16 protein-coding genes and 1 pseudogene are annotated in these 24987 nt (G+C 70.0%); 8 read left to right on the top strand and 9 right to left on the bottom strand.

The features are described from left to right. Positions 1-30: 30 nt before the first annotated feature. The 3 genes from OHA11_RS31640 to fxsT are packed head-to-tail and all read left to right on the top strand — an operon-like array spanning position 31 to position 7303. A complete protein-coding gene (locus tag OHA11_RS31640) occupies positions 31-1731 on the top strand; it encodes a hypothetical protein (RefSeq protein ID WP_266502227.1) in 1701 nt (566 codons plus the stop codon). Further along, positions 1728-2783, top strand: a complete 1056-nt coding sequence (locus OHA11_RS31635) for an AAA family ATPase (RefSeq protein ID WP_266502225.1) — start codon at positions 1728-1730, stop codon at positions 2781-2783. The genes OHA11_RS31640 and OHA11_RS31635 overlap by 4 nt, the downstream gene beginning before the upstream one ends. Continuing rightward, positions 2780-7303, top strand: a complete 4524-nt coding sequence (gene fxsT, locus OHA11_RS31630) for an FxSxx-COOH system tetratricopeptide repeat protein (protein ID WP_266502223.1) — start codon at positions 2780-2782, stop codon at positions 7301-7303. Before OHA11_RS31635 ends, fxsT begins: the two co-directional genes overlap by 4 nt. Positions 7304-7412: 109 nt before the next feature. On the opposite strand, the gene OHA11_RS31625 is transcribed toward fxsT, so the two are convergent. From OHA11_RS31625 to leuA, 4 genes are all read right to left on the bottom strand, one after another. After that, complete coding sequence (locus OHA11_RS31625; protein ID WP_266502222.1) at positions 7413-9341, bottom strand: HEXXH motif domain-containing protein; 1929 nt, start codon at positions 9339-9341, stop codon at positions 7413-7415. Between the two features lie 533 nt (positions 9342-9874). Then, on the bottom strand, positions 9875-11065 hold the full coding sequence (locus tag OHA11_RS31620) for a hypothetical protein (RefSeq protein WP_266502220.1): 1191 nt from the start codon (positions 11063-11065) through the stop codon (positions 9875-9877). Between the two features lie 113 nt (positions 11066-11178). Next, complete coding sequence (locus tag OHA11_RS31615; RefSeq protein ID WP_266502219.1) at positions 11179-11889, bottom strand: TerB family tellurite resistance protein; 711 nt, start codon at positions 11887-11889, stop codon at positions 11179-11181. Positions 11890-12061: 172 nt separating this feature from the next. Then, positions 12062-13783: a 2-isopropylmalate synthase gene (leuA, locus tag OHA11_RS31610; protein ID WP_266502217.1), complete on the bottom strand. Its 1722-nt coding sequence runs from the start codon at positions 13781-13783 to the stop codon at positions 12062-12064. Between the two features lie 440 nt (positions 13784-14223). Here leuA and OHA11_RS31605 point away from each other — a divergent pair, with 440 nt between their 5' ends. The 4 genes from OHA11_RS31605 (at position 14224) to OHA11_RS31590 (ending at position 18436) form a co-directional block, all read left to right on the top strand. After that, on the top strand, positions 14224-15294 hold the full coding sequence (locus OHA11_RS31605; RefSeq protein WP_266502216.1) for a M4 family metallopeptidase: 1071 nt from the start codon (positions 14224-14226) through the stop codon (positions 15292-15294). A gap of 86 nt (positions 15295-15380) precedes the next feature. Then, positions 15381-15647: a protealysin inhibitor emfourin gene (locus OHA11_RS31600; RefSeq protein ID WP_266502214.1), complete on the top strand. Its 267-nt coding sequence runs from the start codon at positions 15381-15383 to the stop codon at positions 15645-15647. 144 nt (positions 15648-15791) lie between these two features. After that, positions 15792-17126, top strand: a complete 1335-nt coding sequence (locus OHA11_RS31595) for a GH1 family beta-glucosidase (RefSeq protein ID WP_266502212.1) — start codon at positions 15792-15794, stop codon at positions 17124-17126. Then, on the top strand, positions 17123-18436 hold the full coding sequence (locus tag OHA11_RS31590; protein WP_266502210.1) for an MFS transporter: 1314 nt from the start codon (positions 17123-17125) through the stop codon (positions 18434-18436). Before OHA11_RS31595 ends, OHA11_RS31590 begins: the two co-directional genes overlap by 4 nt. A gap of 112 nt (positions 18437-18548) precedes the next feature. Here OHA11_RS31590 and era read toward each other — a convergent pair whose 3' ends face one another. Together era and OHA11_RS31580 are read right to left on the bottom strand one after the other, a co-directional pair. Further along, positions 18549-19508 (bottom strand): GTPase Era, encoded by a 960-nt coding sequence (gene era, locus OHA11_RS31585; protein WP_266502209.1) that lies wholly within the window; start codon positions 19506-19508, stop codon positions 18549-18551. A gap of 210 nt (positions 19509-19718) precedes the next feature. Continuing rightward, the gene (locus OHA11_RS31580; protein WP_266502207.1) at positions 19719-20912 is read right to left on the bottom strand and encodes an RNA-guided endonuclease TnpB family protein; all 1194 of its coding nucleotides are present in this window, start codon (positions 20910-20912) and stop codon (positions 19719-19721) included. A 152-nt stretch (positions 20913-21064) separates the two neighbouring features. On the opposite strand from OHA11_RS31580, the gene OHA11_RS31575 reads away from it, so the two are divergent. After that, entirely contained in the window at positions 21065-21403 is a 339-nt protein-coding gene (locus tag OHA11_RS31575) for a P-II family nitrogen regulator (RefSeq protein WP_266502206.1), read from the top strand. Here the strand turns inward: OHA11_RS31575 and OHA11_RS31570 are convergent. The 3 genes and pseudogenes from OHA11_RS31570 to OHA11_RS31560 all read right to left on the bottom strand — a co-directional run. Next, positions 21300-22343: pseudogene (locus OHA11_RS31570) on the bottom strand (DUF916 domain-containing protein); the annotation flags it as partial. The gene OHA11_RS31575 and the pseudogene OHA11_RS31570 overlap by 104 nt on opposite strands. A gap of 160 nt (positions 22344-22503) precedes the next feature. Continuing rightward, positions 22504-23829 (bottom strand): beta-xylosidase, encoded by a 1326-nt coding sequence (locus OHA11_RS31565; protein ID WP_266502204.1) that lies wholly within the window; start codon positions 23827-23829, stop codon positions 22504-22506. Between the two features lie 306 nt (positions 23830-24135). After that, on the bottom strand, positions 24136-24612 hold the full coding sequence (locus OHA11_RS31560; protein WP_266502203.1) for a hypothetical protein: 477 nt from the start codon (positions 24610-24612) through the stop codon (positions 24136-24138). Positions 24613-24987 lie beyond the last annotated feature (375 nt).

Here is a 24987-nt window from a genome sequence, read left to right as displayed (position 1 = left end):
AGCCCTACCACGGTGCGAGGGGGAACGCGCGTGGCGAGACAGAGGTTCGACGAGATTCAGCTCGGCCTCATCGCGGCGATCGTCGCGATACTGGAAGAACCCGCCGGGGGTCTGATGCAGGACGGCGGGCGCCTGTTGTGGCGGCAGTTCGTCGACGAGGCGGTGGACGGGCTGCCGCAGGAGACCTACGCGGTTCCGCACCAGGAGTTCCTGAGTGTGGTGCGCGCCTGCGCCCGGCAGGAAGGCGCGCTGGAGGAGCTGGTCCGCGCCACCGAGCTGGTCGCCCCGGCGGTGGGCCGGCAACTGCAGCCCCTGTTGGAGGAGTGGTGGGCGCATCGGGTGTACGCGGGCCGGAGTTGGTCCGCCCTGCGCCAGGCGCTCCAGCCCCGGCTGCCGGAACTGGCCTCTCTGGTCTCGCTGTCGACCGATGGGCGCCGAGCCCTGCCGGCGCACTGTGGCACGCCGTGGCAGGCGTTCGTCCACCTCGCCGATCTCAACTCGGCGACCCGCGGGCTGCCTCCGGGGATGGTGCTTCTCGAACATCTCGCGCGCTGCCCCGAACTGGCCGCGGCGGTGGGTGAGATACGGACCTGGAACGATCACTTCGCCCGGGAGTGGGGTCTGTTGGACGGGGCGGACGGCCTGCGGGGGCTGCGCCGGCGACTGGACGCGGCGCGTCGGCACGAGCAGGCCGGTTCCGATCCGACCGGCCCAACTGGCCCGGCGGGCCAGGCGGGTGAGTCGGCGGATCAGCCCGGACCGGACCGGACCGGCGCAGACCGGCCGGGGGGCGAGGATGCGGCCGGACAGGAGAACCACACCGCGCCGGACGGACGCCCTCTGATCCGCCTGTACATCCGGGTGGCCGCCGACCGCACGCCCCAGCCGGGTACCGGGCGCCGTCGGACCTCCCGGATCCCGCGCTACCACGTATCGGCGTGCGTGAAGTACGCGGACTCCCCCACGCTCCACCGGGAACCCGGTGCGGAGCCCGAGGCGCCCGTCACCCGCGAACAACTCGGCTCCTGTATCGCCGAGTTGATCACCCGTATGGCGGCGCTCTGGCACAATCGCTCGGAGCTCGTCGCCCTGGAGTTCTTCCTGCCCCTGGAACTGCTGAACGAGCCGGTGGAATGGTGGGACCGCAATCCGGCCCGCGGTTACGCCAACCCTCTGCTCAGCACGTATCGCGTGTCCGTCCACAGTCTGGACCGCGTACAGCGGCGCGAATTCCACCGCGCATGGCGGGCGCGCTGGACACGCTGGAGGGAAAACGGGGGCAAGCAGCAGCACGCGCGGCGCGTCGTGCACGAGTGTGCCCCGGAGCCGACGCTCAGTGATGCCGAGCATCTGGCACGACTGGACGCCGTGGTCGGCAGCGACGATGATGTGGTCGGCATGCTGTTGTGTCAACCGCCTTGGGATCACGGCAAGTTGGGCATACAGGAGGTGAGCCTGGCGCTGGATCTGGGAGTGCCCGTACTGATGTATCACCGTGAGGAACACGCGGCGTCCGCCTGTCGGGCGGCGGTGCGGGAAGCGTTGGCCGAAGATGGGCTGGCCGCTCTTCCCCAGCGCGCGCAACAGTGGAGGACCGATGCCGCCGCAGGCAGGCCTTCCGCGCACGATCCCAAGGCAATCCGCTCAATGGGCATGATCTGGGACGACCCTGAGCATCTTCTCGACGGGGGACCGAGCGCTCCCGCCACTTTTGTAGGGGGGACCGATTGAACGCGCCGCTGGATAACGGAGGGCCTCTCTACAAGGGCACCGGTGCCCAGGTGCCGGATGTCCCGTACGAGGAGCGGACCTGGCCGGCCGGACCGCCATGGCGCATGTTCAACCACCCGCCGGCGATGCCCGCGCCACCCGAGGACGAAGAGGCCGACCGCAGGCTCGGCCCGCCGGGAGTGGAGCGCCGTCCACTGCCGGAAGAGGTACGACTGGTCAACGCGGCCTTGCTGCTGCGCAGGCCCCTGCTGGTGACCGGGCGCCCCGGCGTCGGAAAGTCGGGCCTCGCCTACCGCATCGCCCGGGAGTTACGCCTGGGACGCGTCCTGCACTGGGCGGTGACCAGCCGCACCACACTCACTTCGGGGATCTTCGAGTACGACGCCATCGGCCGCGCGCAAGCCTTACAGGGCCCGCCGGGAGCGGCGGAAGCGGCGGCGGGGACCGGCACCTTCGTCCAGCTCGGCCCGCTGGGGACGGCACTGCTGCCCTACAAGCTGCCGCGCGTCCTGCTCATCGACGAAATAGACAAATGCGACATCGATCTCCCCAACGATCTCCTCACGCTGTTCGAGGACGGCTACTACGAGGTCCCTCCGCTGGTCCGGGTGAAACCGCAGGAGCCCACCACAACGGTCCACACGGCTGATCCGGGTGGCACGGCGGAGATCACGGCGGGTGTGGTGCGCTGCCACACCTTCCCCCTCATCGTCATGACGTCCAACGGCGAGCGGGAGTTCCCGGAGGCGTTCATGCGCAGGTGTCTGCGTCTGGACCTCCCCGATCCCGACGCGGCGGCGCTGGGCGAGCTGGTGGCCGCGCACTTCGGGAACCGGCTGGGCGCCCGTCAGGAACAGCTGATCCGTGACTTCCTGCGGCGCAGCGACCGGGTCAGCGGGCTCGCCGCCGACCAGTTGTTGAACGCTGCACATCTGGTCACCTCCGGCCACTACGCGCACCAGCCCACGCAGGAGGGTGTGACGGACGACTGGACAGAGCTGCTGGAGGCCATCTGGCACCCGCTCGGCGGTGAAGGGGCGGGTCCGGCGTGACTCACGATCCCTCCCCGGCGCAGGACGGGCGGACCGTGCGCGGGCGGGACGGACCACGCACGCCGTCGACCGGGGGACACCAGTCCCTCACCGGCCTCCGCCCCTGGGAAGTGGCCGACGCGGTGTGGGTGGCGAGCGAACACGCCTGGCTGACCGGAGTACCGGAGCGGTCCGTCGGTGTCGACGAGAGCGAGGATCAGACGGACCGGCAGGACGGCCGCCCGGCCGCTCCGGCGCCGGACTCCGCCATGCCCGCACCCGCTCCCGCACCCGCACCCGCAGCAGGGCCGGACACCACGCCCCGTACCGACGAGTACCAGGGAACACCCGGGGACGCCGGGGACGTGGTCTCCGAGCCCAACGGCGTGGCGTCGCATGGGGACGCCACGCTGTCCGAGCCTGCCGCCGAGCCCCGTCGGCGGCTGTTCCGCGTGCCCGGGCCAGTGTCCGCGCCGCGGTCCGTCTCGTTGACCACGTGGCGCCCGACCAGCGCCCGGGCCGTGGGGCGCGCGCTGCGTGCGTTCCGCACCGCAGTCGCCTCCGCGTACGCGAGCGAACTCAACGAGGAGGCCACCGCGGAACGCATCGCGCTGGCCTCGTCCCTGCCGCCGGTCCTGCGCCCCACAGCGGAGCGCCGTTGGCGAGCGGTGCTGCTGGTGGACAACGCGCCGCACATGGCGCCGTGGCGCGAGGCCACGGCCCACTTCGCGAAGATCGCCCACCGCTTCGGCGGGTTCCGTGACGTCATAGAGCTGTCGCTGGACGCGACGTCCGCCGAGCGCGCCACCCTGTCTCCGCCCGGCCGGCCGCCTGGAGCCCGCACCACCTCGCCGCGCAGTCTGCTCGACCCGACGGGACGGTCCGTCGTCTTCGTGCTGACCGACGGGTCCGCCCCCGCCTGGCGGTCGGGCGCGGCCCAACGCCTGCTCGCGCTGTGGGGCAAGCGCCAGCCGGTGACCGTGCTGCACATGCTGCCCCAGCGCCTGTGGCACCGTACGGGCCTGAACCCGTCCTGGGTCAGACTGCGGGCGTCCGGCCCGTGGGCCGCCGACCGGCGCCCTTCCTGGGAACCGGCCGAGGCACTCTCCGAGGTCCTACGGTCCCGCTCCGGGCGGGGAACCGTCGTGCCCGTACCGGTACTCGCGCCGCACCCGGACTGGCTGACGCCCTGGGCCCGTTTCGTGGGCGCGGACGAACCGCGCGACGTCGAGCTGGCAGCCGTCCTGACCACCGTCCACCAGCCGCCGCCCTCGCCCTCACCGACGCCGTCGTCTCCCGACCCGGCCGAGCAGGTCGCGGCGTTCCGCGGCTGGGCGTCCACCGAGGCTTTCCAACTGGCCACGCACATGGCCGCGATCCAGCTGGATCTGCCCACCATGGCCGAGGTCCAGCGGCGCACCATGCCCCACTCGGACACCGAGCACATGGCTGAATTCCTTCTCAGCGGCCTGGTCTCGCCACTCCTCTGGTACGACGACGACCAGCTCTCCTTCGTCTTCGCCCCCGGAGTCCGCGAGGAACTGCTGGCCTACGGCTCACGGAACGCCACGGAGCACGTGATCGAGCAGGCCGCCGAACTCCTGGCGCCCCGCAGTGCCGCCGCCCGTGACCTGCTGTCCTACCTCCGAGGACAGGAGGCGAGCGCCGCCCCGGCGGGCAGCCAGGACCGCGAGTTCAGGGAGGTCGAGCGCGCCGTCCTGCACGCGTTGAGCGGGCCGCACCGCCCCCGCGCGAGAGAACTGGACGCGCTCGATGAGGTACGTGGCCCCTTCGGAGGCCGCTCGAAGGGCCGTGGAGTACCGGCCGCCGTGGTCGATTCGGACCAACCCCGCGTTGCTGAACCGGCAGAACCGTCGTTCTCGGGTGTGCCGCAGTCATCACGCGACGGCTTCCCGCTCGGCACCCAGGCGTTGGACGGCACGGCAGACGCCGATCCAGGAGAAGGAGAATCATCAGTGAGCACGGTCCCCGCCGCGTCCGAACGTGGGCACGAACAACATCTGACCGCAGGCGGTCCCCGTCCGACCAGGCCCACCGTCTGGGGAAACATGCCACCGCGGAACCTGGTGTTCACCGGTCGCGACGAACTCCTGGTCGCCCTGGCGCACGGGCTGCGCTCGGGTCCCACGGCGGTCCTTCCGCACGCCCTGCACGGCATGGGCGGCGTCGGCAAATCACAATTGGCCCTGGAATTCGTCTACCGGCATGCCTCTCAATACGATCTCGTCTGGTGGATTCCGGCGGAGCGCCCGACCCAGATCCAGCAGGCATTCGTCGAACTCGCCCGGAGAATGCACCTCCCGGTCAGTTCCGAGGCGATCACCGCGGTACCCGCGGTACTGGAAGCCCTGCGCACCGGAATTCCGTACGGGAACTGGCTGTTGGTCTTCGACAACGCGGAGAGCCCGAACGCGGTGCAGGAATACTTCCCCAGCGCACCCGAGGGCGGGCCGACCGGTTCGGTGATCGTGACCTCACGCAATCCCCAGTGGAACACCCTCGCCCATCCCTTGGAGGTCGACGTGTTCGACCGCTCCGAGAGCATCCAGTTGCTGCGGCGGCGCAATCCCGATCTGACCGACCAAGAGGCCGACATGCTCGCCGAAGTCCTCGGCGACCTTCCGCTGGCCGTCGAGCAGGCCTCGGCGTGGCGCGCCGAGACAGGCATGCCCCCTGCCGAATACTTGAGGGTGTTTGAAGAAAAGCGCGCAGAACTCATGGCGGTCTCGCCGCCCACCCAGTACGAAGAGACGGTCGCTACCGCATGGAACGTGTCTCTCGACCATGTGGAGACCAAGAACCCCGGCGCACTGCAACTTCTCCAACTGTGCTCCTATTTCGCGCCGGAACCGATTTCCCGGCAGTTCTTCTCGAACGCGGTCGCTGATCCCATCGCTCCGGAACTCGACATCATCTTCACGGACCCCATTCGGCTGAGCCGGGCCATCCGCGAGATCAATCGCTATTCCCTCGCCAAGATCGATCACCGCACCAATTCGATCCAGATGCACCGCCTGGTCCAGGCCGTGCTGAAGGCGCGGATGACGGAGGAGCAGCGCGAGCGCTTCCAGCACGGGGCACATCTGCTGCTCGCCGCCAACGCGCCGAGCGACCCCCAGGACCCACGTTCCTGGGTGCGCTTCGGTGAGCTGTACTCGCACGTGATCGTCTCCGAAGCCATGGAGTCGCCCCACCGCCATGTGCGGCAGCTGGTCTACAACGTGGCCGAATACCTCTTCTACTGGGGAGATCACGCGGCGGCCCTGGACTTCGCGAGCCAGGTCTACTCGACCTGGCGCGAGCGATTCGGCGAGGGCGATCCGCAGACGCTGGTCCTCGGCCGGCACCTGCGGTTCGTGATGTGGCGCATGGGGCGGTACAGCGCGGCCGCGGAACTCGGCGAACGGATGCTGGCCACGCTGGAGGCGGCCGGGCCCGAACTGGAGGAGGAGTACCTCCGCGTCAAGGGCCAGGTGTCCAGCGACCGCAGGGTGCGCGGCGACTTCCGCGGCGCCCTGGAATTCGACGAGGACGTCTACACCCGAGCGGTGCGCGCCTTCGGGGACGACGACCCCGACACCCTGATGCACGCCTTCAACCTGTCGGTGTGCCTGCGCGTCAACGGGGACTTCCGGCGGGCACTGGACCTGGACCAGGCGGTCTGGCGCCACCGGGTGCAGATGTTCGGCACCGACAGCCCCATCACCCTGAGCTCCGAAGCCTCGGTCGCCCTGGACCGCCAGGAACTCGGCGAGTACACCCAGGCCCTGGGAATGTGCGAAGAGGGTGTGGAGAAGTCCCAGGAGGTCTACGGCGACTCCCACCCCATGACGTACCGGGCCATCGCCCGCCTCGGCGTCGCACAGCGCAAGGCCGGCATGCACGCGGAGGCGGCCGAGAACACACGGATCGCCCTGGCGGCACTGGCCGAGCGGTACGGCGACAAGGCACCCGACGTCCTTCAGATCTCGCTGAACTTCTCCATCGACCTGCGCCAGAACGGGGACCTTCAGGAAGCCCTGAAGCTCGGCGAACGCACCCGCAAGCTGTACGCCGAGACGCTGGGCGCCGATCACCCGCACACCATCTCGGCCGATGTCGACCTGGCCGTGACGCTCAGACTCCTGGACCAGGTGGACGCGGCCCGCAAGCTCAACGAGTCGGCTCTGGCCCGCTTCAAGGAGCACCTGGGCGAGACCCACCCCTGCACCCTGATCACCGCGATCAACCTGGCCAACGACCTGTTCGCACAGGCCGAGGCCGCCGCGGCACGTGACCTGGACGAACACACGCTCGGCCTGGTGCGGGAGCACTTGGGAGAAGCGCATCCCACCGCACTGGTGCTCCAGGCGAACCTCGCCGCCGATCTGCGGGCCCTGGGTCAAACCGAGAAGGCGGCGGCCCTGCACAGCGAGTCGGTAGAGGCGATCAAGGAGAAGCTGGGCAGCGCTCACCCCGCTCACCAGGACGCTCTGGCATGGCGACGGGCGAACTGCGACATCGATCCCATGCACCTGTAACGCCGGAAACACCTGAAGCACCAGAAGCACCAGAAGGCTGGTACACAGCGCCTTCGGGAGCCGCCCAGGCCGCCGGGCACCACCCGGCGGCCTGCCAGGGCGCCCTTCGTCAGGCCTCGCCGGCCTCCTTGGCCTCTTTGGCCTCTTTGGCCTCTTTGACCTTCTCGCCGAGGCCTCGTGCCACCCAGTGAGCGAGTCCGACCGGATCCACTGGCGTCCCGGTGCGCCGCCGGACGGCACGGGCCACGGCACAGACCACCTCGGGAACAGCGCCCAGGGCGCGTACGGCCTCCGGGGAGCGGCCGGTCTCTTCCCACGTCAGCCGCAGACCCGCCCAGGCGGCCGGCGGGGCGGTGCCGTCCACGACGGTACGGGTGAAGTGTTCCTCGGCGGCGGACGGGTCGCCGGTCGCCCAGAGCAGATCGGCCCGACCCGCGCCCGACACCCCCGGCACCTCGTCCTTCTCCACGACGTCCCGGAGTTTGACCAGCGCGACCGGGTCGACGAGGCGGATACGGGCCAGGACGGCACGAGCGTCCAGATGCCGCTGCCTGCGCTCCCCTCGGACCCGCCGTCGACGGATCGGCAGTACGGGCTCGTCCCCGCGCAGCCAGGCCGCGGTCAGTTCGTCCGTGTCCGCGGGGTGCGGGCGCACATGGTGCAGGCGCCACAGGGCACGGTGGTCGGTGGCCAGCCGTTCCGCGAGGCGTACGGCCTCCCGGGCCGCTGGAGTCGCCGGGCTCTCGGCCGCCCAGTCCGCCACTGTGGACCGCACCGCGGCGAGCAGCCGCCTGCCCTCCGCCGTCAGCTCCGGATCAGTTGCGACCCGCGGCAGAACGCTCGCCAACTGGCCTCGCCACAAGGCGAATTCGAACCAGTTGAGCTGCTCGTACCGCTCGGCGGGCAGCCGGGTCCGGCCGCGCCAGAAGCGGGTGACCCCGGTGAACGCGTAGATCCCCTGGAGCATGCCAGGTAACGGCCTGGGGTCATCTCGCCACGGAGCGTAATAGAGGCGTTCGGGGGACGGCCCCTCCTCGGACAGCGGGACGAGATGGGAGAGCGCGTTGAGCTTGCTGTGCTGGAGTTCGTGGACGAGGGCCGCCGCACAGGCCAGTTCGGAGTCGGGCCAGGACAGGGCCAGGCCGCCCACCGCGTGGGCGCTGCTCGCGCTGCGGACCCGGAACGCCTCGTGCGCCGACATGGGCTGGACGGTGCGCAGCAGCGCCCCCACGGTCACGGCCGACGGCGGATCGGCCTCCACCAGCAGGTCGCAGCCCTCCTGGATCAGCTTGGCCAGCCCTGCCGCCGCGTCGGCCGGAAGGCGCCGGGCAGCGCCCATCGGAGGCGGCACGATCCGGTGTCGGCCCAGGTCGTCGAGAGTGACACGAACAGCCGGGGCACCCGGTGGCCGGACCTCGTCGCGGTGCAGGGGCAGCCAGCCCGGCGCCGGGCGGCCGAGGTCGCCGGGCAGCCGCAGGGTGCCGGTCTCGGAGGTCAGCGCGACACCGCCGTCGCGGAAGGTCAGTACGGCGGTCTCCCAGGGCGCCCGGTGGGGCAGCCGGGCCTGGCCGAGCGTGGGGAGGTCGACCCTGCCCTCGACGGACGGGACGGGGAAGGAGAAGCTCAGGCCGGCGCGGACCGCGGCCGCCGCGGCGATGGAGTGCAGGTGCCCCACGTCGGCCCAGAGGGGCAGCTCGGTGGGCTTGGGCGCGCGCAGCCGTTGCAGCAACTGCCCTGCCCACAGGCCTGTTTCCGGCAGGTCCAGCAGTTCCTGGACGACCGCCGGAGCGATGCGCTGGGCGGTCGCCAGCAGATTCCACGCGCGTTGAGGAGCGGGTAGCGGCCTGCCGACACCTTCCATGGCCGTGAGGGAGTCCATGACGAGGTCGAGGATCAGCAGCCGGTGACTGCGCTCGGCCAGGACCAAGGCGGTCAGCGCGTCCGCGTCCCCCTCTCCGCGTATCAGACTCTCGAACTGCCGAGAGGTGAGCCGGTGCAGTGGTTCTGCGTCCGGCGCCGCCCCTGAGGCCTGTGCCATCACACGACCCAGCTGTTGCCGGTCCCTGGAGAGGCGCTTCGTGTCGGTCTGCCGATGGTCTTGAGCAGCCGCTGTTTCGCTCTCTCCCGGTGATCGCTGCTGTGATCCCGCAGCTCCTCAAGAGAGGTTCCCGTCAAGTCGGGCAGGTCCGACCTGACAGTCCTTTCCGGCTTCTCCATCCTGCGGTAGACCTCCCCCGGGAATCGAGCCCTGTTCAGTCCGCCCTTACATCATGTCCCAAGCCCCCGTCGGCGGAAACATCGTCAACCAGCCAGCCTGGTGGGCCCGTTGGCCGGTTAGGGGGCTTCTGATGGATCTCCGCGGCGTCGCGACGCCCGGCACGTCCTCTCGCCGCACCGGGCACAGACCCAAGTACGTCCAGTACGCGGGTCTGTGCCCGGCACTCCCCCAGCCTTCGGCCGGGGGGACCCCCAGAGAACGCACCGAACGCCGCTCCTTCCCCACGGAGATCCATCAGAAGCCCCCTAGCCCCGAGCGGGCCCGCAGCCGTCCGGCTTCCGGTACCAGGGGGCTCACGGCGGCGTGAACGACTCCGGATAGTCACGCAGAACGGATTCCAGCTCGGCGAGCGCAAGCGTTCCGGCATCCAGCAGTGACACCGCGTCCCACAAGTGGAACAGCCCGTTGTCGAACACCAGGCAGGTCCTGATCAGCGTGAGGATCTCGACCCGCATCACCGGGGAGCGGGGGACGCTGGCGCCGATCTCCAGCGGCAGCTGTCCGATGACCGCCGCCCGCAGGCCCGGGTCCTGCATGACCGGAACATCGGCGAGAGCGTCGTACATCCGCCGGTGGTCCGCCGAGCCGAGTCGCCGCCGGGGGGCGGCCCGGCCCACTTCCGTGCGAGCCGTGTGGCCGGCGCCGTCGAACCAGAGCGAGGTCGGCAGCACGGCGGCCGCACCGCCCGCCGCGGCGGCGGCGCTGAACTCCTCCCGCAGCGCGTCGGCCAGAGGGGCCGCGTCGAACCGCCACTGGGGATGGGCGTGCAGCAGGGTCAGGGCCGCCGCGCTGAAGGCACCGGAAGCACGGGAAGCACCGGAGACACGGGAGACACCGGAGGCACGGGGTGCACCGTCACCCGCCCGGTCACCCGCGACCCGTTCCCGGTTGCCGGTGGCCTCGCCGGGCCCGCAGGCGAACAGCACCTGCTGTTCCCGTACGGCACGCAGACGGCCGCGGGGCACCGGGTCGGGCCGCAGCGCGTCGGCCGCCGAGGCCGCGTCGGTGAAGGTCTGGCAGGCGTCCAGGAGCCACAGTTGCCGCGCGTGCCCCGGTGCGACGTCGGAGCGGAACGCGGCCAGGGCGGCTTCGACATCGAGGCTCCGCAGATCCTGTCCGACCGCGTCCGCGTACATCAGGCGCCGGTGGCCGTCCAAATCCACCAGGCCGTGCCCGGACCAGGCGACGAACAGCCAGTCGCTGTCCGCCGCGGCCAGCTCCCGGAACAGGGCCCGGTGCACGCTCTCGCGATCGGCCGGCCGCCCTGTCACGCCCGCCTCGCGCAGCAGTGCGCGGTTCTTCGGCAGCGGCGACACCAGGAGGGTGATCCGTTCCGGGTCGAGCCCCTGTCCGAGCAGCCAGGCGCGCTGGGCCAGCAGGTCGCGAACCGGACCGTCGAGGTCCCAGGCGGTCCCGGCCTCGTACGTCTCCACGGCGACCAGCAGCGCGCGAGCAGCCGACGGGTCGCCCTGTGCCGTGTTCATGAGCCGAGTGTCCCGTTCATGAGCCGAGTGTCCCGGAAATCAGTCAACTTCCTTGCTCATGTCGGCAATCGGGGCACCCTGGGACGGCGCGCACGGTGCGCGCCAGGTGCACGCTAGGACGGCGTACGCGCCGCTGTCAGCAGTCTGGTCACGTCGTCCGCGCAGATCGTCAGGGCGGCGCCCACCGTCGCGAGCGTCTCGCGTTCGGCAGGCGTGTACGGGCCGTCGGCGAGGGCGATGCGGGCGCCCTGGAGGAGGATGGCCTCGCGGCCGGCGGGGGCGAGGTGGGGAGCCAGCGGGTCCAGTGCCTCGTGGAGCTCTATGGCCAGACCGGGTCCGCAGGGTTCGCCGAAGATCCGGCCGGTGTCAGCTGCGAGGGCCTCGACGAGGGCCGCGAGCTGGTCCTCGGTGCAGTCGTCGAAGCCGGCCGAGCGGACGGCGCTCGCGGCGGTCTCCAGGGACGTACGGGCACAGGTGCCGCCGGCGGCGAGGACGGCGAGGGCGACGGTGTGGACGGCGTCGCGGAGCATCGCCGAGAAGCGGGTCGTGGTCGGATGGTCGAGGACGTCCGCGCTGAAGTGGTGACCGCAGGCAGCGCATTCGACGACGGGACCCGTCTCGCCGCGCGGCAGGACCGGGACGCCGAGGCAGGTGAAACGGCGACGGCCGGTGAGGCGCTGGTAGTTGCGGTCGCCTCCGCAGCCGGGGCAGAAGAACTCGCCGTCACCGACGGTGGTCCACGCCGTACGGGTTCCGAGGAAGCGCGAAACGCCCGCGTCGCCGGCGCGCACAGACCGGCCGTTTCGTCCCCGTCCTGGCAGCACGTCGCACCTCCGTAACCCCGCGGCAACATCGCCGCGTTGGCGTGATGTTAGCCACATTGTCGAGGAAGAGTCAGTACCCAGGGCGAGACCACCCCGTGACATGGCTGGATATATGCGAAGGTCCCGCCCGCCTGTGAGGCGGACGGGACCGGAGAAACGCAGGTGAAAGGCGTTATCGGGTCGCGCGGTTGACCGCGGAGACGACGGCCTTCAGCGAGGCGCGTGTCGTATTCGCGTCGATGCCGATTCCCCACAGCACCTTGTCGCCGATCGCGACCTCGATGTACGAGGCGGCCTGCGCGGACGCACCCTCGCTCATCGTGTGCTCCTGGTAGTCGAGCAGCCGGGCGTCGATGCCGATGCCCTGCAGAGCCTGGAAGAACGCCGAGATCGGGCCGTTGCCGGTACCGACCAGCACGGTCTCGGCGCCATCCACCTCGGCCTCGACGGTGAGCGTGTCGACGCCGTCACGGTCGGTCGTGGACTGGCCGTTGCTGACCTGGATCCGGCCCCACGGGTTCTGGGGGTTCGGCAGGTACTCGTCCTGGAAGACGGCCCAGATGTCCTTCCCGGTGACCTCGCCGCCCTCGGCGTCGGTCTTCGCCTGGATGATCTTCGAGAACTCGATCTGCATCCGGCGCGGCAGGTCCAGCTTGTGGTCGTTCTTCAGGACGTACGCGATACCGCCCTTGCCGGACTGCGAGTTGACCCGGATGACCGCCTCGTACGAGCGCCCGACGTCCTTCGGGTCGATCGGCAGGTACGGGACGGCCCACTCGATGTCGTCTACCGTGACGCCCTTCGCCGCCGCGTCGGCCTCCATCGCGTCGAAGCCCTTCTTGATGGCGTCCTGGTGGGAGCCGGAGAAGGACGTGTATACGAGATCGCCCACGTACGGGTGGCGCGGGTGGACCTCCATCTGGTTGCAGTACTCGGCGGTGCGCCGCACCTCGTCGATGTCCGAGAAGTCGATCTGCGGGTCCACGCCCTGCGAGAACAGGTTCATGCCCAGCGTGACCAGGTCGACGTTGCCGGTCCGCTCGCCCTGCCCGAACAGACAGCCCTCGATACGGTCGGCCCCGGCCATCAGCGCCAGCTCGGCCGCCGCGACAGCCGTACCCCGGTCGTTGTGCGGATGCACGGACAGACAGACGAACTCACGACGCGACAGGTTGCGGCTCATCCACTCGAAGCGGTCCGCGTGCGTCGACGGCGTCGAACGCTCCACCGTGGCGGGCAGGTTGAGGATGATCTCCCGGCCCGGACCCGGCTGCCAGACGTCCATGACGGCCTCGCAGACCTCCAGGGCGAAGTCCAGCTCGGTGTCGGTGAAGATCTCGGGGCTGTACTGGTAGCCGAAGGTCGTCTCGGGACCCAGCAGCTTCTCCGCGTACTCCGTCACCAGCCGCGTACCGTCGACGGCGATCTGCTTGATGTCGCCCTTGGAGCCGCGGAAGACGACCCGGCGGAAGACGGGCGCGGTGGCGTTGTACAGGTGCACGGTGGCGCGCTTGGCGCCCTTCAGCGACGAGACGGTCCGCTCGATGAGGTCCTCGCGGGCCTGCGTCAGTACGGAGATCGTGACGTCGTCGGGGATGGCACCGGGCTCCTCGATGATGGAGCGCACGAAGGCGAAGTCGGTCTCGCCGGAGGCCGGGAAGCCGACCTCGATCTCCTTGTAGCCCATCTTCACCAGCAGGTCGAACATCTCGCGCTTGCGCGCGGGCGACATGGGGTCGATCAGGGCTTGGTTGCCGTCACGCAGGTCGGTGGAGAGCCAGCGGGGGGCGACGGTGATCCGGTTGTCCGGCCACGTACGGTCGGCGATGTCGACCTGGTCGTACGGGCGGTACTTGTGGATCGGCATGGACGTGGGCTGCTGGCGATTCGCCATGATGCGAGGGGCTCCTCTTGGTCCGCTTGATCCTCGGAGAGAATCCGAGGGACGGCCGACGGCGCAACGCCAAACTCCGCGGGGAGGGGGTCGGCCTCGACTACAGGCCCTCGCCGCGGCAGCTAAGGAGAAGCAGCCCGAAACGCATGATGCTCCGCATGCTAGCCGAGCCACGCTCCACACGAGGGTCCGTATCAGTATGCGGAACGCCAGACGTACACGACAGGAAAGGTGCATAACGTCACACAGATGCACATTGGCGCCCCTGTCAGGGGCGCGGGGCTGCGTCGATTTGCGGCTGCGCCGCAGGGCGCGACCAGCCACACACAGCCCGCGGCTCTACCACAAAGAGTCACCTCCGCGGCGCCCACATCCCCGCATTTCACCAATCATGGTTGCCTCTAGTGACAGAAGCGTCACGCAGTGCAATGGTGCCGACCATGACGACAAACGGGGGCTTCGAGCCCGTCTTCTGCACGATCATCCCGCCGCACGTCCTCGACACCCTGGCCCAGGCCGAGGACCCCGCCCTCGCCGGCAAGGCGCGCCGCACCCTGGAGCACGACGCCTTCGAGCGCACCCACCGTCGGCTGACCACCGTCATCGGCGCACCCACCCTGGCCCCGCCGAGCGACGCCGCCGAGGGCAAGCCGCACCGCACGATCTACGACGCGAGGCAAGGGCAGGACCTGCCCGGCAGGAAGGTCCGCAGCGAGGGCGACAGGCCCGGCAAGGACGCCACGGTCAACCGCGCGTACGCCGGCCTGGGCGCGACCTTCGAGCTGTTCCAGAAGGCGTACGGACGGAACTCGATCAACGACGAAGGGCTGCCGCTCGACGCGACCGTGCACTTCGGCGAGGAGTACAACAACGCTTTCTGGAACGGCGAGCAGATGGTCTTCGGCGACGGTGACAGCGAGATCTTCCTCGACTTCACCATCCCGGTCGACGTCATCGGCCACGAGCTGGCCCACGGCGTCACGCAGTACACGGCGAACCTCACGTACTTCGGCCAGCCGGGCGCCCTGAACGAGCACTTCTCGGACGTCTTCGGCTCGCTCATCAAGCAGTACACGCTCGGCCAGACCGCCGCCGAGGCCGACTGGCTGATCGGCGCGGGCCTGCTCGCCGAGCGTGTCACGGGCACGGCCCTGCGGTCGATGAAGGCCCCGGGCACGGCGTACGACGACGACGTACTCGGCAAGGACCCGCAGCCCGCCACGATGGACGACTACGTGCAGACGAGCCGCGACAACGGCGGCGTCCACATCAACTCCGGCATCCCCAACCACGCCTTCTACCTCGCCGCGACCGCGCTCGGCGGGCACGCGTGGGAGCGCGCCGGACGGGTCTGGTACGACGTGCTGACCGGCGGCGAGCTGGGCTCGAAGGCGACCTTCACGGACTTCGCGACGCTGACCGTGGCCAAGGCCCGCGCCTCGTTCGGCGAGGGCGACGAACTGCAGGCCGTGACGAAGGCGTGGGAGCAGGTCGGGGTACCGGCCCTGTGACCGTGCCCCGCGCCGCCGCTCCGTCCCAGAGCCGTGTCGCACTGGAGTCATTTCGTAGTTGCGCCGTTTCGTACTAGACAGGACCCATGCGTATTCAGGTGAGGCGCACGGGCGGTTTCGCGGGCATCGAGCGGCACGCCGAGGTGGAGACCTCGGGGCGGGCCGACGCCCAGGAGTGGCAGGCCCTGGCCGAACAGGCGATCGCGTCCGGCCGGGGCACGCCCCCCATCGGGGTTCCGGACGGCTTCAGCTACCAGATCACCGTGAACGGCAGGACGGTGTACTGCGCGGATCCGCGCTTGACGGAGGAGCAGCGGAAGCTGATCTCCAGGGTGCTGAAGGAGGGTTCCTGAGGGCACCGGCTCACGGGGGCGCACGGTCGGGGCGCGGGTCGTGGCCTACGCGCCGCCGCCGCGCGGGCGCGAGCAACCACGGGCAACGGCCAGTTCCCCTCACCCCGTTGACTTCCTTACCCGCCGGTACGGATGATCGCGCGCATGGCGAACACGGCGATGAACCCGATACCCCAGTTTCCCGCGGACTTCCTCTGGGGCGTGTCCACTTCGGCCCACCAGATCGAAGGCGCCGCGGACCGCCGCGAGTCCTCCGTGTGGGACGTCTTCACCGCGGAGCCGGGGCACATCAAGGACGGCTCGACGGCGGCGGTCGCCTGCGACCACTACCACCGCTACCCCGAGGACGTGGCACTCCTGCGCGACCTGGGCGTGGGCGCGTACCGCTTCTCGATCTCCTGGCCGCGGGTCAACTCCCCCGGCGGCCTGGACTTCTACGACCGTCTGGTCGACGAGCTGTGCGCGGCGGGCGTACGTCCGGTGCCGACCCTCTTCCACTGGGATCTGCCGGTGTCGGCCGCGGAGGCGGGCGGCTGGCTGAACCGGGACACGGCCGAGCGCTTCGCCGAGTACGCAGCCCTGGCGGCCGCCCGGCTCGGTGACCGGATCAGCAAGTGGATCACCCTCAACGAGCCCGCCGAGCACACCCTGTTGGGCCATGCCCTGGGTGCGCACGCGCCCGGCCGGCAGCTCCTCTTCGACGCGCTGCCGGCCGCCCACCACCAGCTGTTGGCCCACGGCCTGGCCGTACAGGCCCTGCGCGCGGCCTCAGTCACGGACATCGGCATCGCCAACTCGCACGGCCCGACCTGGCCCGCGTCCCAGGAACCGGAGGACCTGGAGGCGGCGGCCTTCTACGACGTCCTCCTCAACCGGCTGTTCGCGGACCCGGTGCTGACGGGCCAATACCCGGAGGGCATCGGGGAGTTGATGCCCGGGGACGCCGAGGACCTCGCGTCCGACCTGAAGGTCATCTCGGAACCGGTCGACTGGTACGGGATCAACTACTACGCGCCTACCAGGGTGGGCGCGCCGCAGGGCTCGGAGATCGAGTTCGGCGGACTGACGATGCCCGCCGAACTCCCCTTCTCCGTAAGGGAGATCGAGGGATACCCGGTCACGGACTTCGGCTGGCCGGTGGTCCCGGAGGCGCTCACGGAACTGCTCGTGAGCTACCGCGAGCGGTACGGCGACCGGCTCCCGCCCGTGGTCATCACGGAGAACGGATGCTCGTACGAGGGACTCGACGACCAGGACCGGATCACCTACCTCGACGGCCATCTGCGGGCGCTGCACCGGGCGTTGGAGCAGGGTGTGGACGTCCGCGGGTACTTCGTGTGGTCGCTCCTCGACAACTTCGAGTGGGCGGAGGGGTACGCGCGCCGCTTCGGCCTCGTCCATGTGGACTTCGAGACGCTGGAGCGGACCCCGAAGGCGTCGTACGGCTGGCTGCGGGATGTGCTGCGGGCGCAAGGATGACGGAGCCCTCAGACTCCTCGGGCCCCTTAGGTTCCCTGGGCCCGTTGGGCAAGCCCTCGTCGGCCACGGCGGCCACGGCGGCGCTCGCGGAACCCGTCGAGCGGGTGGGCCGGAGCTGGACGGCGACCCTCTCCCTGGCCAACGGGGCGATCTGGGTGGGCTGGTACGGCCCGTTGCAGATCCTCCTCGCCACCCAGGCGGAGGACTTCGCGCCCGGTACCGGCATGTCGAAGGAGACACTGCTGGCGTGGGTGACCGGCGTGGGCGCGGTCGTGGCCCTGGCCGTGAACCCCCTCTTCGGCGCGCTGTCGGACCGTACGACGGCCCGCTGGGGCCGCCGTACCCCGTGGATCGTGGCGGGCGCGGCGGGCGGCGCGCTGTCGCTGCTGCTCCTCGGAGCCGCGGGCGGTCCCTGGACCATGGCGCTGGGCTGGTGTCTGGCGCAGCTGACCCTGAACGCGGCCTGGGCGGCCGTCACGGCCGCGGTGCCGGACCGGGTGCCGCGGCTCCAACGGGGTTCCGTGGGCGGCTGGCTGGGCGCCGCCCAGATCCTGGGCGTGGTCGTCGGCACGGGTCTGGCGACGCTGGCCGGGGGCGTCGCGGCGGGCTACGCGGCGTGTGCGGCGTTCACGCTGCTGGGCGTCCTGCCGTACGTACTCGGCCACCGGGACCTACGCCTTCCCGCCGAGGCCCGCCCGCCCTGGTCCCGGCGCACCTTCCTGGCCGGATTCTGGCTGAGCCCGCGCCGCCATCCGGACTTCGGCTGGGCCTGGCTGACCCGCTTCCTGGTCAACCTGAGCAACAGCATCGGAGTGCTCTACCTCCTCTACTACCTACGGGACCGGCTGGACCATCCCGACCCCGAGCGGGGCGTCCTGATCCTGACGGCGGTGAACGCGGCGATGCTGCTCGCGACGGTGGTCGTCGCGGGGGTGTGGTCGGACCGGGTGGGGCGCCGCAAACCGTTCGTGACGTGGTCGGGCATCGTCATGGCGATCGCGGCGGGGGTGATCGCGGCGTGGCCGACGTGGACCGGCACGGTGGTGGCCTCGGCGCTGCTCGGCCTCGGCTTCGGTGTCTTCGCGTCGGTCGACTTCGCCCTGATGACCGACGTCCTGCCGAAGGCCCTGGACCGCGGCAAGGACCTCGGCGTCATCAACGCGGCCAACGCGATCCCGCAGGTCGCGGCCCCTGCGCTGGCCGCGCCGATCGTGATGTATCTGGGCGGCTACCGGGTGCTGTATCTGGTGGCGGCGTTGATCGGGCTGGCGGGGGCGGTGTTTGTGAGCCGGGTCAAGGGGGTGGAGTGACAATTTCAGCCCGTCCGGCGTTTGAGGACGAGGCCGTTCAGGCCGATGCGGGGGGCTGGGGGCGCAGCCCCCAGTTTCGGGAAGGGGTGGGGCTGGGGAAAGAGGGAGGTTTTCAGAAGCCCAGTTTGCGGAGCTGGCGCGGATCCCGTTGCCAGTCCTTCGCGACCTTCACGTGGAGGTCCAGGAACACCGGCGTACCCAGCAACGCCTCGATCTGCTTGCGCGACTTGATCCCGACCTCCTTCAACCGCTGTCCCTTGGGCCCGATGATGATGCCCTTCTGACTGGGCCGCTCGATGTAGACGAAGGCATGGATGTCGAGGAGAGGCCTGTCGGCGGGCCGGTCCTCGCGCGGCAGCATCTCCTCGACGACCACGGCGATGGAGTGCGGCAACTCGTCCCGCACCCCCTCCAGCGCGGCCTCCCGAATCAGCTCGGCCACCATGACCTGCTCGGGCTCGTCCGTGAGGTCACCCTCGGGATAGAGCGCCGGCCCCTCCGGAAGCAACGGAACCAGCAGATCCGCGAGCAGATCCACCTGCTTGTCCCCGACGGCGGACACCGGCACGATCTCGGCCCACTCGAACCCGAGCTCCCTGCCGAGCTGGTCGATGGCGATGAGCTGCTCGGCGAGCGTCTTGCTGTCCACGAGGTCGGTCTTCGTCACGACCGCGATCTTCGGCGTCTTCTTGATGGACGCCAGCTCCTTCGCGATGAAGCGGTCACCGGGACCGAGCTTCTCGTTCGCGGGCAGGCAGAACCCGATCACGTCGACCTCGGCCCACGTCGTCCGTACGATGTCGTTCAGCCGCTGGCCGAGCAGCGTGCGCGGTTTGTGCAGTCCAGGCGTGTCCACCAGGATCAGCTGGGCGTCGGGCCGGTGCACGATGCCGCGCACCGTGTGCCGCGTCGTCTGCGGCTGGTTCGCCGTGATCGCCACCTTCTGGCCGACCAGAGCGTTCGTCAGGGTGGACTTGCCCGCGTTGGGGCGGCCCACGAAGCAGGCGAAGCCGGCGCGGTGGGGTGCCCCCGATGATTCCGGCGGCTCGGGTGACTGGGTACGAACGCTCATGACGCCCATTGTCCCTGATCATCGGAGCCCCGCCGCACCCAGCACCAAACCTGACGCCGCACCCGGCGCCCCACGGACCGCCACGGACCCGCCAGAGACCGTCAGGGACCACCCCGGATCACCCCCGACCGCCCCGAACCTTCCGGGCGCACGCCCGGAAGGCCTACGATCACTCGGCTTGACGCTCTCCCTCCTGAAGGGGGGAGATTCTTACGGCTCGCGCCGTGTGACTTCCTGGTTCATCGCCGACTGCCCGCCCGGAGTGCTCCGTTGAGGTCTTACACCAGCTCCACAGGCTGCAACCGCCCGTCCGGCGGCCAGAAGGTTCTTCGCTGCGTTCACGTCCGGGTCGTGGGTCGTCCCGCAGTCGCACGTCCAGGTGCGGACGCTGAGCGGCATCTTGTCCTGCAAGGTGCCGCAGGCGGAGCACAGCCTGGACGAGGGGAACCACCGGTCCACGGCGATCACCTCGCGCCCGTACCAGGCGGCTTTGTACTCCAGCATGCTCCGGAACTCCGACCACGCGGCATCGCTGATCGCACGGGCCAGGGTCCGGCTCTTGACCATGTTGCGCACGGTCAGGTCCTCGATCACGAGCGTTTGGTTTTCGCGCACGAGCCGAGTGGTCAATTTGTGCAGGCCGTCCCGCCTGCGGTCGGCGATCCGGGCATGGATCTCGGCGACCTTGAGTCGGGCCTTGTTCCGGTTCGCCGAACCCTTGGTCTTCTTCGCGAGGTTCCGCTGAGCCTTCGCCAGGCGAACGCGGTCCTTGCGCTCGTGGCGCGGGTTGGTGACCTTCTCCCCGGTGGACAGGGTCAGCAGGTGGTCCAGGCCCACATCGATACCGACCGCGTTGCCGTTGGCCCGCAGCGGCTTGACGGACGGGTCGTCACACAGCATCGAGACGAACCAGCGACCCGCAGCGTCCTGCGACACCGTCACCGTCGAGGGCTTCGCTCCCTCGGGGAGGGGGCGGGACCACACGATGTCCAGCGGTTCAGGCATCTTCGCCAGTGTCAGCTTCCCGTCACGGAACCGGAAACCAGACGTGGTGTACTCCGCCGACTTCCGGGACTTCCGCCTGGACTTGAAGTGCGGGTACTTGGCCCGCTTGCCGAAGAAGTTGGTGAACGCCGTCTGCAAGTGCCGCAGCGTCTGCTGGAGCGGAACCGAGGAGACCTCGCAGAGGTAGGCCAGTTCTTCGGTCTTCTTCCACACCGTCAGCATCGCCGAGGTCTGGTTGTAGTTGACCCGTTCCCGACGCGTCCACGCCTCCGTACGGGCGGCGAGCGCCATGTTGTAGACCTTGCGAACGCATCCGAAGGTGCGAGACAGCTCGGCTGCCTGCGCATCGCTCGGATAGAAGCGGTACTTGAACGCCCGCTTCACGTGGTTCACGGCCACTCTCACAAGCTAGCGGGTTCACATGTAAGGGCCAAACCTGCTGGTGAAGGCACCGCGATCCGCCCTGGCGGCGAATCCCAGCCTGTTGCCCTGCCCTGCAGGAGTCCGTTTCCTCTCCGCCCTGAAGGGCGGAGTATCCACGGAGGAATCCGATGAAGCTCATCACCGCGATCGTCAAGCCGCACCGGCTCGACGAGGTCAAGACCGCCCTCCAGGAAATCGGCGTGCACGGGCTGACCGTCACGGAGGCCAGCGGATACGGGCGCCAGCGCGGCCACACGGAGGTGTACCGAGGCGCCGAGTACCGCGTCGATCTGGTCCCCAAGATCCGTATCGAGGTCGTCGTCGATGACGCGGACGCCGACGCCGTCATCGAGGGGATCGTGAAGGCGGCGCGGACGGGGAAGATCGGCGACGGAAAGGTATGGGCCGTGCCGGTGGAGACGGTGGTGCGGGTACGGACGGGCGAGCGCGGCCCCGACGCCCTCTGACCCTGATCACCACCACCGCTCCCACGATCCCCACGCCCAGGACGACCGCCACGAGCCACGGCAGCGCGAAGAAGGACGTACGCGCCGACTCGCGGGTGTCGTGCGCGCTGGCCGTCAACGTCACGTCGCCCCAGTCGAGTTGGGGCGCGCCACGCCACGGTTCACTGAGCCGCACCCGCTGCCCGGGCAGCAGTTCCGAGGGGACCTTGGTCAGGTCGCGGGCGAGCAGCGTACGGCCGAAGAGCCCCTCGGCCCTCAGCTCCACCTTGGGGTCGAGGGTGACGTTGCCGGTGTTGTGGAGGGTGTACGAGACGGTGGCCGTGCTGTCGCCGGCGCCGGGAACCAGGGGCTGGTGGTGGGTGATGCGCACGTCCTCGACGGCGACGGCGGGCACGGTGGGCCCGCCCACCCGTAGATAGATCCGGGCGCCGACGGCCCGCCGCACACCGACATCAACGGCTCCCGCCCCCTCCGCCCCCTCTTCGATCCGCTCGTCGAGAGCGACCAGCGCCCCCGGATGGTCCCCGGGTTCGGCCCCCTCGGGCACCCGGAGGGTGAAGGGCACGGTGACCGAACCGTGCGCGGGCACGGTCACCCGGGACTTCGCGGGCTTCGCCCAGGCGCCGACGCCGCGCTGCTTCTCCTTGCGGGTACGCACCGCGAACCCGCCGTCCCGGGCGGTGTTGTAGGCGTCGGCTGCGTACAGCCGGAAGGTCAGTGGCCGCCCGGTCTTGTTGGCGACGGTGACCTTGTCCTGGAGGGTCGTCCCCGGGTCGGCGGAGAGGTGGAAGTAGGGCCGCGAGGCGAGGTCCGTCGAGACGGGGTAGACGGACCAGCTGCCGTTGTCGGCGGCGTACGCGGGGGCCCCGGCCAGGCCGAGGAACAGCGAGAGGAGCAGCGGGAGGGACGGCAACAGGAGGAGGACGAACGGCTTGCGCATGGGTGCGGACCCCCGGTGGCGAATCGGACGAGGTGGGCGGGCGGGTGCGCGCCCAACCCACCGATGGCACATGCCTGCTGACGTCTGATCAGACGATCACTCAGGCCAGCACTCAGGCCAGTGCTCAGTGCAGTGCTGAAGCCAGTGCTCAGGTGGATGATCAGGTGAGCGTCAGCGTCAGTACGCCCGAGTACGCACCGGGCGGGGTGAACGCCGGAACGTTCAGCGAGAGCCGGGCGTCGACGGTGAACTCACCACCGGTGAGCGTGCCGTTGGGGGTGGACGCCAGAGTCGCTCCCGCGCTGCCGACCGAGCCGGGCGAACCGGCCTGGCAGGTGCTCGGGCTGCCCGCCTTGGTGGCGCAGACCGGCGTCCAGCCCAGTTTGGCGGCGTCGATCTTCGCCCCGCCGGGACCGGCGAAGTCGGTGACCTTGCCGGTCAGGGACCAGCCCGCGGGTCCGCCGCGGAAGTCCTTGACGGTCACCGTCTGCAGGGAGCCGCGCGAGAAGCCGCCCTTGCCGTAGTCGACCGCCGCGAGTTCGACGGTGTCGCCGGCCTGGGTCATGGCCAACGTGCCTGCCTTGACCGAGGAGTTGAGCTTCTGGCTGCCTTGCGGGAGAGGCGTGTCGTCGATGACGACGTAGGCGGCGGGACCCGCCCCCTTGTCGTCGCTCCAGGCACTCCCCTCGTACGCCACGACCCCGGTCGTCGTCTTGTCGCTGACGGTCAGGCTGCCGCTGATGGCGCCCTGCGCGTTCGCGGTGGCGGTGCCCTTGTCGGCGGTCTCGGCGGCGCCGGCCCGTCCGGCGAGGGTGACGGCGGCGCCCGGGGTGAAGTTCGTACCCGTGACGGTCACGCCGTCACCGGGCTTCCCGGAGGCCGAACCGAGGCTGATGGCACGGTTGTTGGTCTGTCCGCCGCCCGTCGCGGTGACCGTCTCGGAGACGGGGGCGGGCGGGTTGGTGACCGTGCACGGGGTGTCCAGCTCCAGGATGTAACTGGTGTGGATGTTGTAGTCGCCGGGCGAGAGGGTGATCGCGCCGGGCGCGGTGACCGTGAAGGTGCCGGTCATCGAGAACGACGGGAACGCGCCCTTCCCCGGTACCGGTTCGTTCTTCTTCGGGCCCGCGACCGTGAGGTCACCGGTCTGCGCGCCGCCGAGGGTGACCTTGCCGGTGGGCGTCATGATGTCGGCGGGCAGGGCGATGTCGACGGGGTTGCTCGCGGCGGGCTTGACCACGGTGTACGTGACGGTGACCGTGTCGCCCACCTTGGGCGCGGCGTTGTCCACCGTGATCTTGGCGGTGGTGGTGCCGTCGATCGGCGGGATGCCCGCGATGGGCGGCGGAACGCAGTGCGTGGCGAAGTCGACCTGCTGAGGCTCCGCGCTCGCGGGACAGGCAAGCGCGCCTCCCCCGGTGACCGCGAGTGCGGTCGCTCCGAGAAGTGCCGCCCAGCGGCGGCGTCTTCGGGTTCCTGAACCCATGGTTTGCCCCTCCTGAGGATGCGGGCGCAGCGGCTCTTTCCGCGTTCTTGCGCGCCGACAGGAGGTCATTGATGTGTTGGCTGTGTGAAAAGTCAATGGCATCACGGGACGCCATCTGATGGGCCATCAGTTTCTGTCAACTTCGTTGCAGGGCAAGGGAGTTGAAGCGGTCATTCACCCCTCCCCCGTCCCTGGAGGGATCGGCAGGGCGACGACCGGTGCCGCCGCGCGCAGGCGACACCGGTCCATGGCTCGACTCGCTCGTGGGGGGTGTGGGGCACCGCGAGGGGAGCTACTGCCCGCGACTCACTCGAACACGAACGGACCCGGCGACTGCGGTCCCTCCGCCGTGCACGTCACGGTGATGAATCCGAAGATCACCATCTGCAGGGAGCCGCCGTTCGCCTCCAGGGTGTCGCCAGGCGCCACGGTGCCGGTCAGCGGGCCGACCGAGACACCGTCGCCCGCGGCCATCGCGGGGTTCTTGGTGCCGGTGAATGCGGTCGTGCCGCCGCTCGCCTTCGTCAGGGTGAGCGTGGAGACGATCGAGTCCGCCGCGAGAGCGAGCGGGGACGTGATCTCGGAGGAGCTGAGGGTGATGGTGGCGGAGGTGCCGGTCTGGGTGGCCGTGAGGGTGGCCTCACCGCCGCCGTAGGCACCGCAGTCGGCGATGATCGTGGCGCTCTGGGGGACGACGGCCGCGGCGCCCGGCGCGAGGGCCAGGCCGGCGGCGAGGGTGCCGGCGGCTAACGCCGCACCGATTCCGAGTCGCTTGCATCTCATTGGATTTCCTTCCCTTGTACGGGAATTGCCATGTGGGGACGTGCGACGGGCGCGCCGTCGTGCGGGCACGCGTGCTTGCCGCCGGGCAGTTGTCTGTCGGCGACGGGACGGGGGGTCACGTGCGCACGGACCAGTCGCCGCGAGCGGGGTGCGGCACGCTGCGCGGCGACCAATCTGACGGTCCGTCGGAAGAGCTGTCGTCCATTGATACGCGAGCGGCTCGGGATTGCAAGAGAAGCGGTGGGGATTCTTCCGGGGGTGGGGGATGTGGCTGAAGTTGGCCGGTGGTGTCCCAGCCCGTCGTGGGGGTCCCCCCGCTCATGGGGGTCCCCCCGCTCGAGCGAAGCCGAGAGTGGGGGAGAAGCCGAGAGTGGG

The organism is Streptomyces sp. NBC_00878 (genome assembly GCF_026341515.1).
Lineage (GTDB): Bacteria > Actinomycetota > Actinomycetes > Streptomycetales > Streptomycetaceae > Streptomyces.
The sequence above is the reverse complement of the archived record's forward strand: the minus strand, read 5'-3'. Positions and strand labels throughout refer to the sequence as shown.

What these genes read in the sequence shown, in the direction of transcription:
- OHA11_RS31595 (WP_266502212.1), top strand. Translation starts at nt 15,792, where the DNA reads ATGGCGAACACGGCGATGAACCCGATACCCCAGTTTCCCGCGGACTTC.
- OHA11_RS31620 (WP_266502220.1), bottom strand. Translation starts at nt 11,065, where the DNA reads ATGAACACGGCACAGGGCGACCCGTCGGCTGCTCGCGCGCTGCTGGTC.
- OHA11_RS31575 (WP_266502206.1), top strand. Translation starts at nt 21,065, where the DNA reads ATGAAGCTCATCACCGCGATCGTCAAGCCGCACCGGCTCGACGAGGTC.
- OHA11_RS31625 (WP_266502222.1), bottom strand. Translation starts at nt 9,341, where the DNA reads ATGGCACAGGCCTCAGGGGCGGCGCCGGACGCAGAACCACTGCACCGG.
- OHA11_RS31600 (WP_266502214.1), top strand. Translation starts at nt 15,381, where the DNA reads ATGCGTATTCAGGTGAGGCGCACGGGCGGTTTCGCGGGCATCGAGCGG.
- OHA11_RS31590 (WP_266502210.1), top strand. Translation starts at nt 17,123, where the DNA reads ATGACGGAGCCCTCAGACTCCTCGGGCCCCTTAGGTTCCCTGGGCCCG.
- era (WP_266502209.1), bottom strand. Translation starts at nt 19,508, where the DNA reads ATGAGCGTTCGTACCCAGTCACCCGAGCCGCCGGAATCATCGGGGGCA.
- OHA11_RS31565 (WP_266502204.1), bottom strand. Translation starts at nt 23,829, where the DNA reads ATGGGTTCAGGAACCCGAAGACGCCGCCGCTGGGCGGCACTTCTCGGA.
- OHA11_RS31560 (WP_266502203.1), bottom strand. Translation starts at nt 24,612, where the DNA reads ATGAGATGCAAGCGACTCGGAATCGGTGCGGCGTTAGCCGCCGGCACC.
- OHA11_RS31605 (WP_266502216.1), top strand. Translation starts at nt 14,224, where the DNA reads ATGACGACAAACGGGGGCTTCGAGCCCGTCTTCTGCACGATCATCCCG.
- leuA (WP_266502217.1), bottom strand. Translation starts at nt 13,783, where the DNA reads ATGGCGAATCGCCAGCAGCCCACGTCCATGCCGATCCACAAGTACCGC.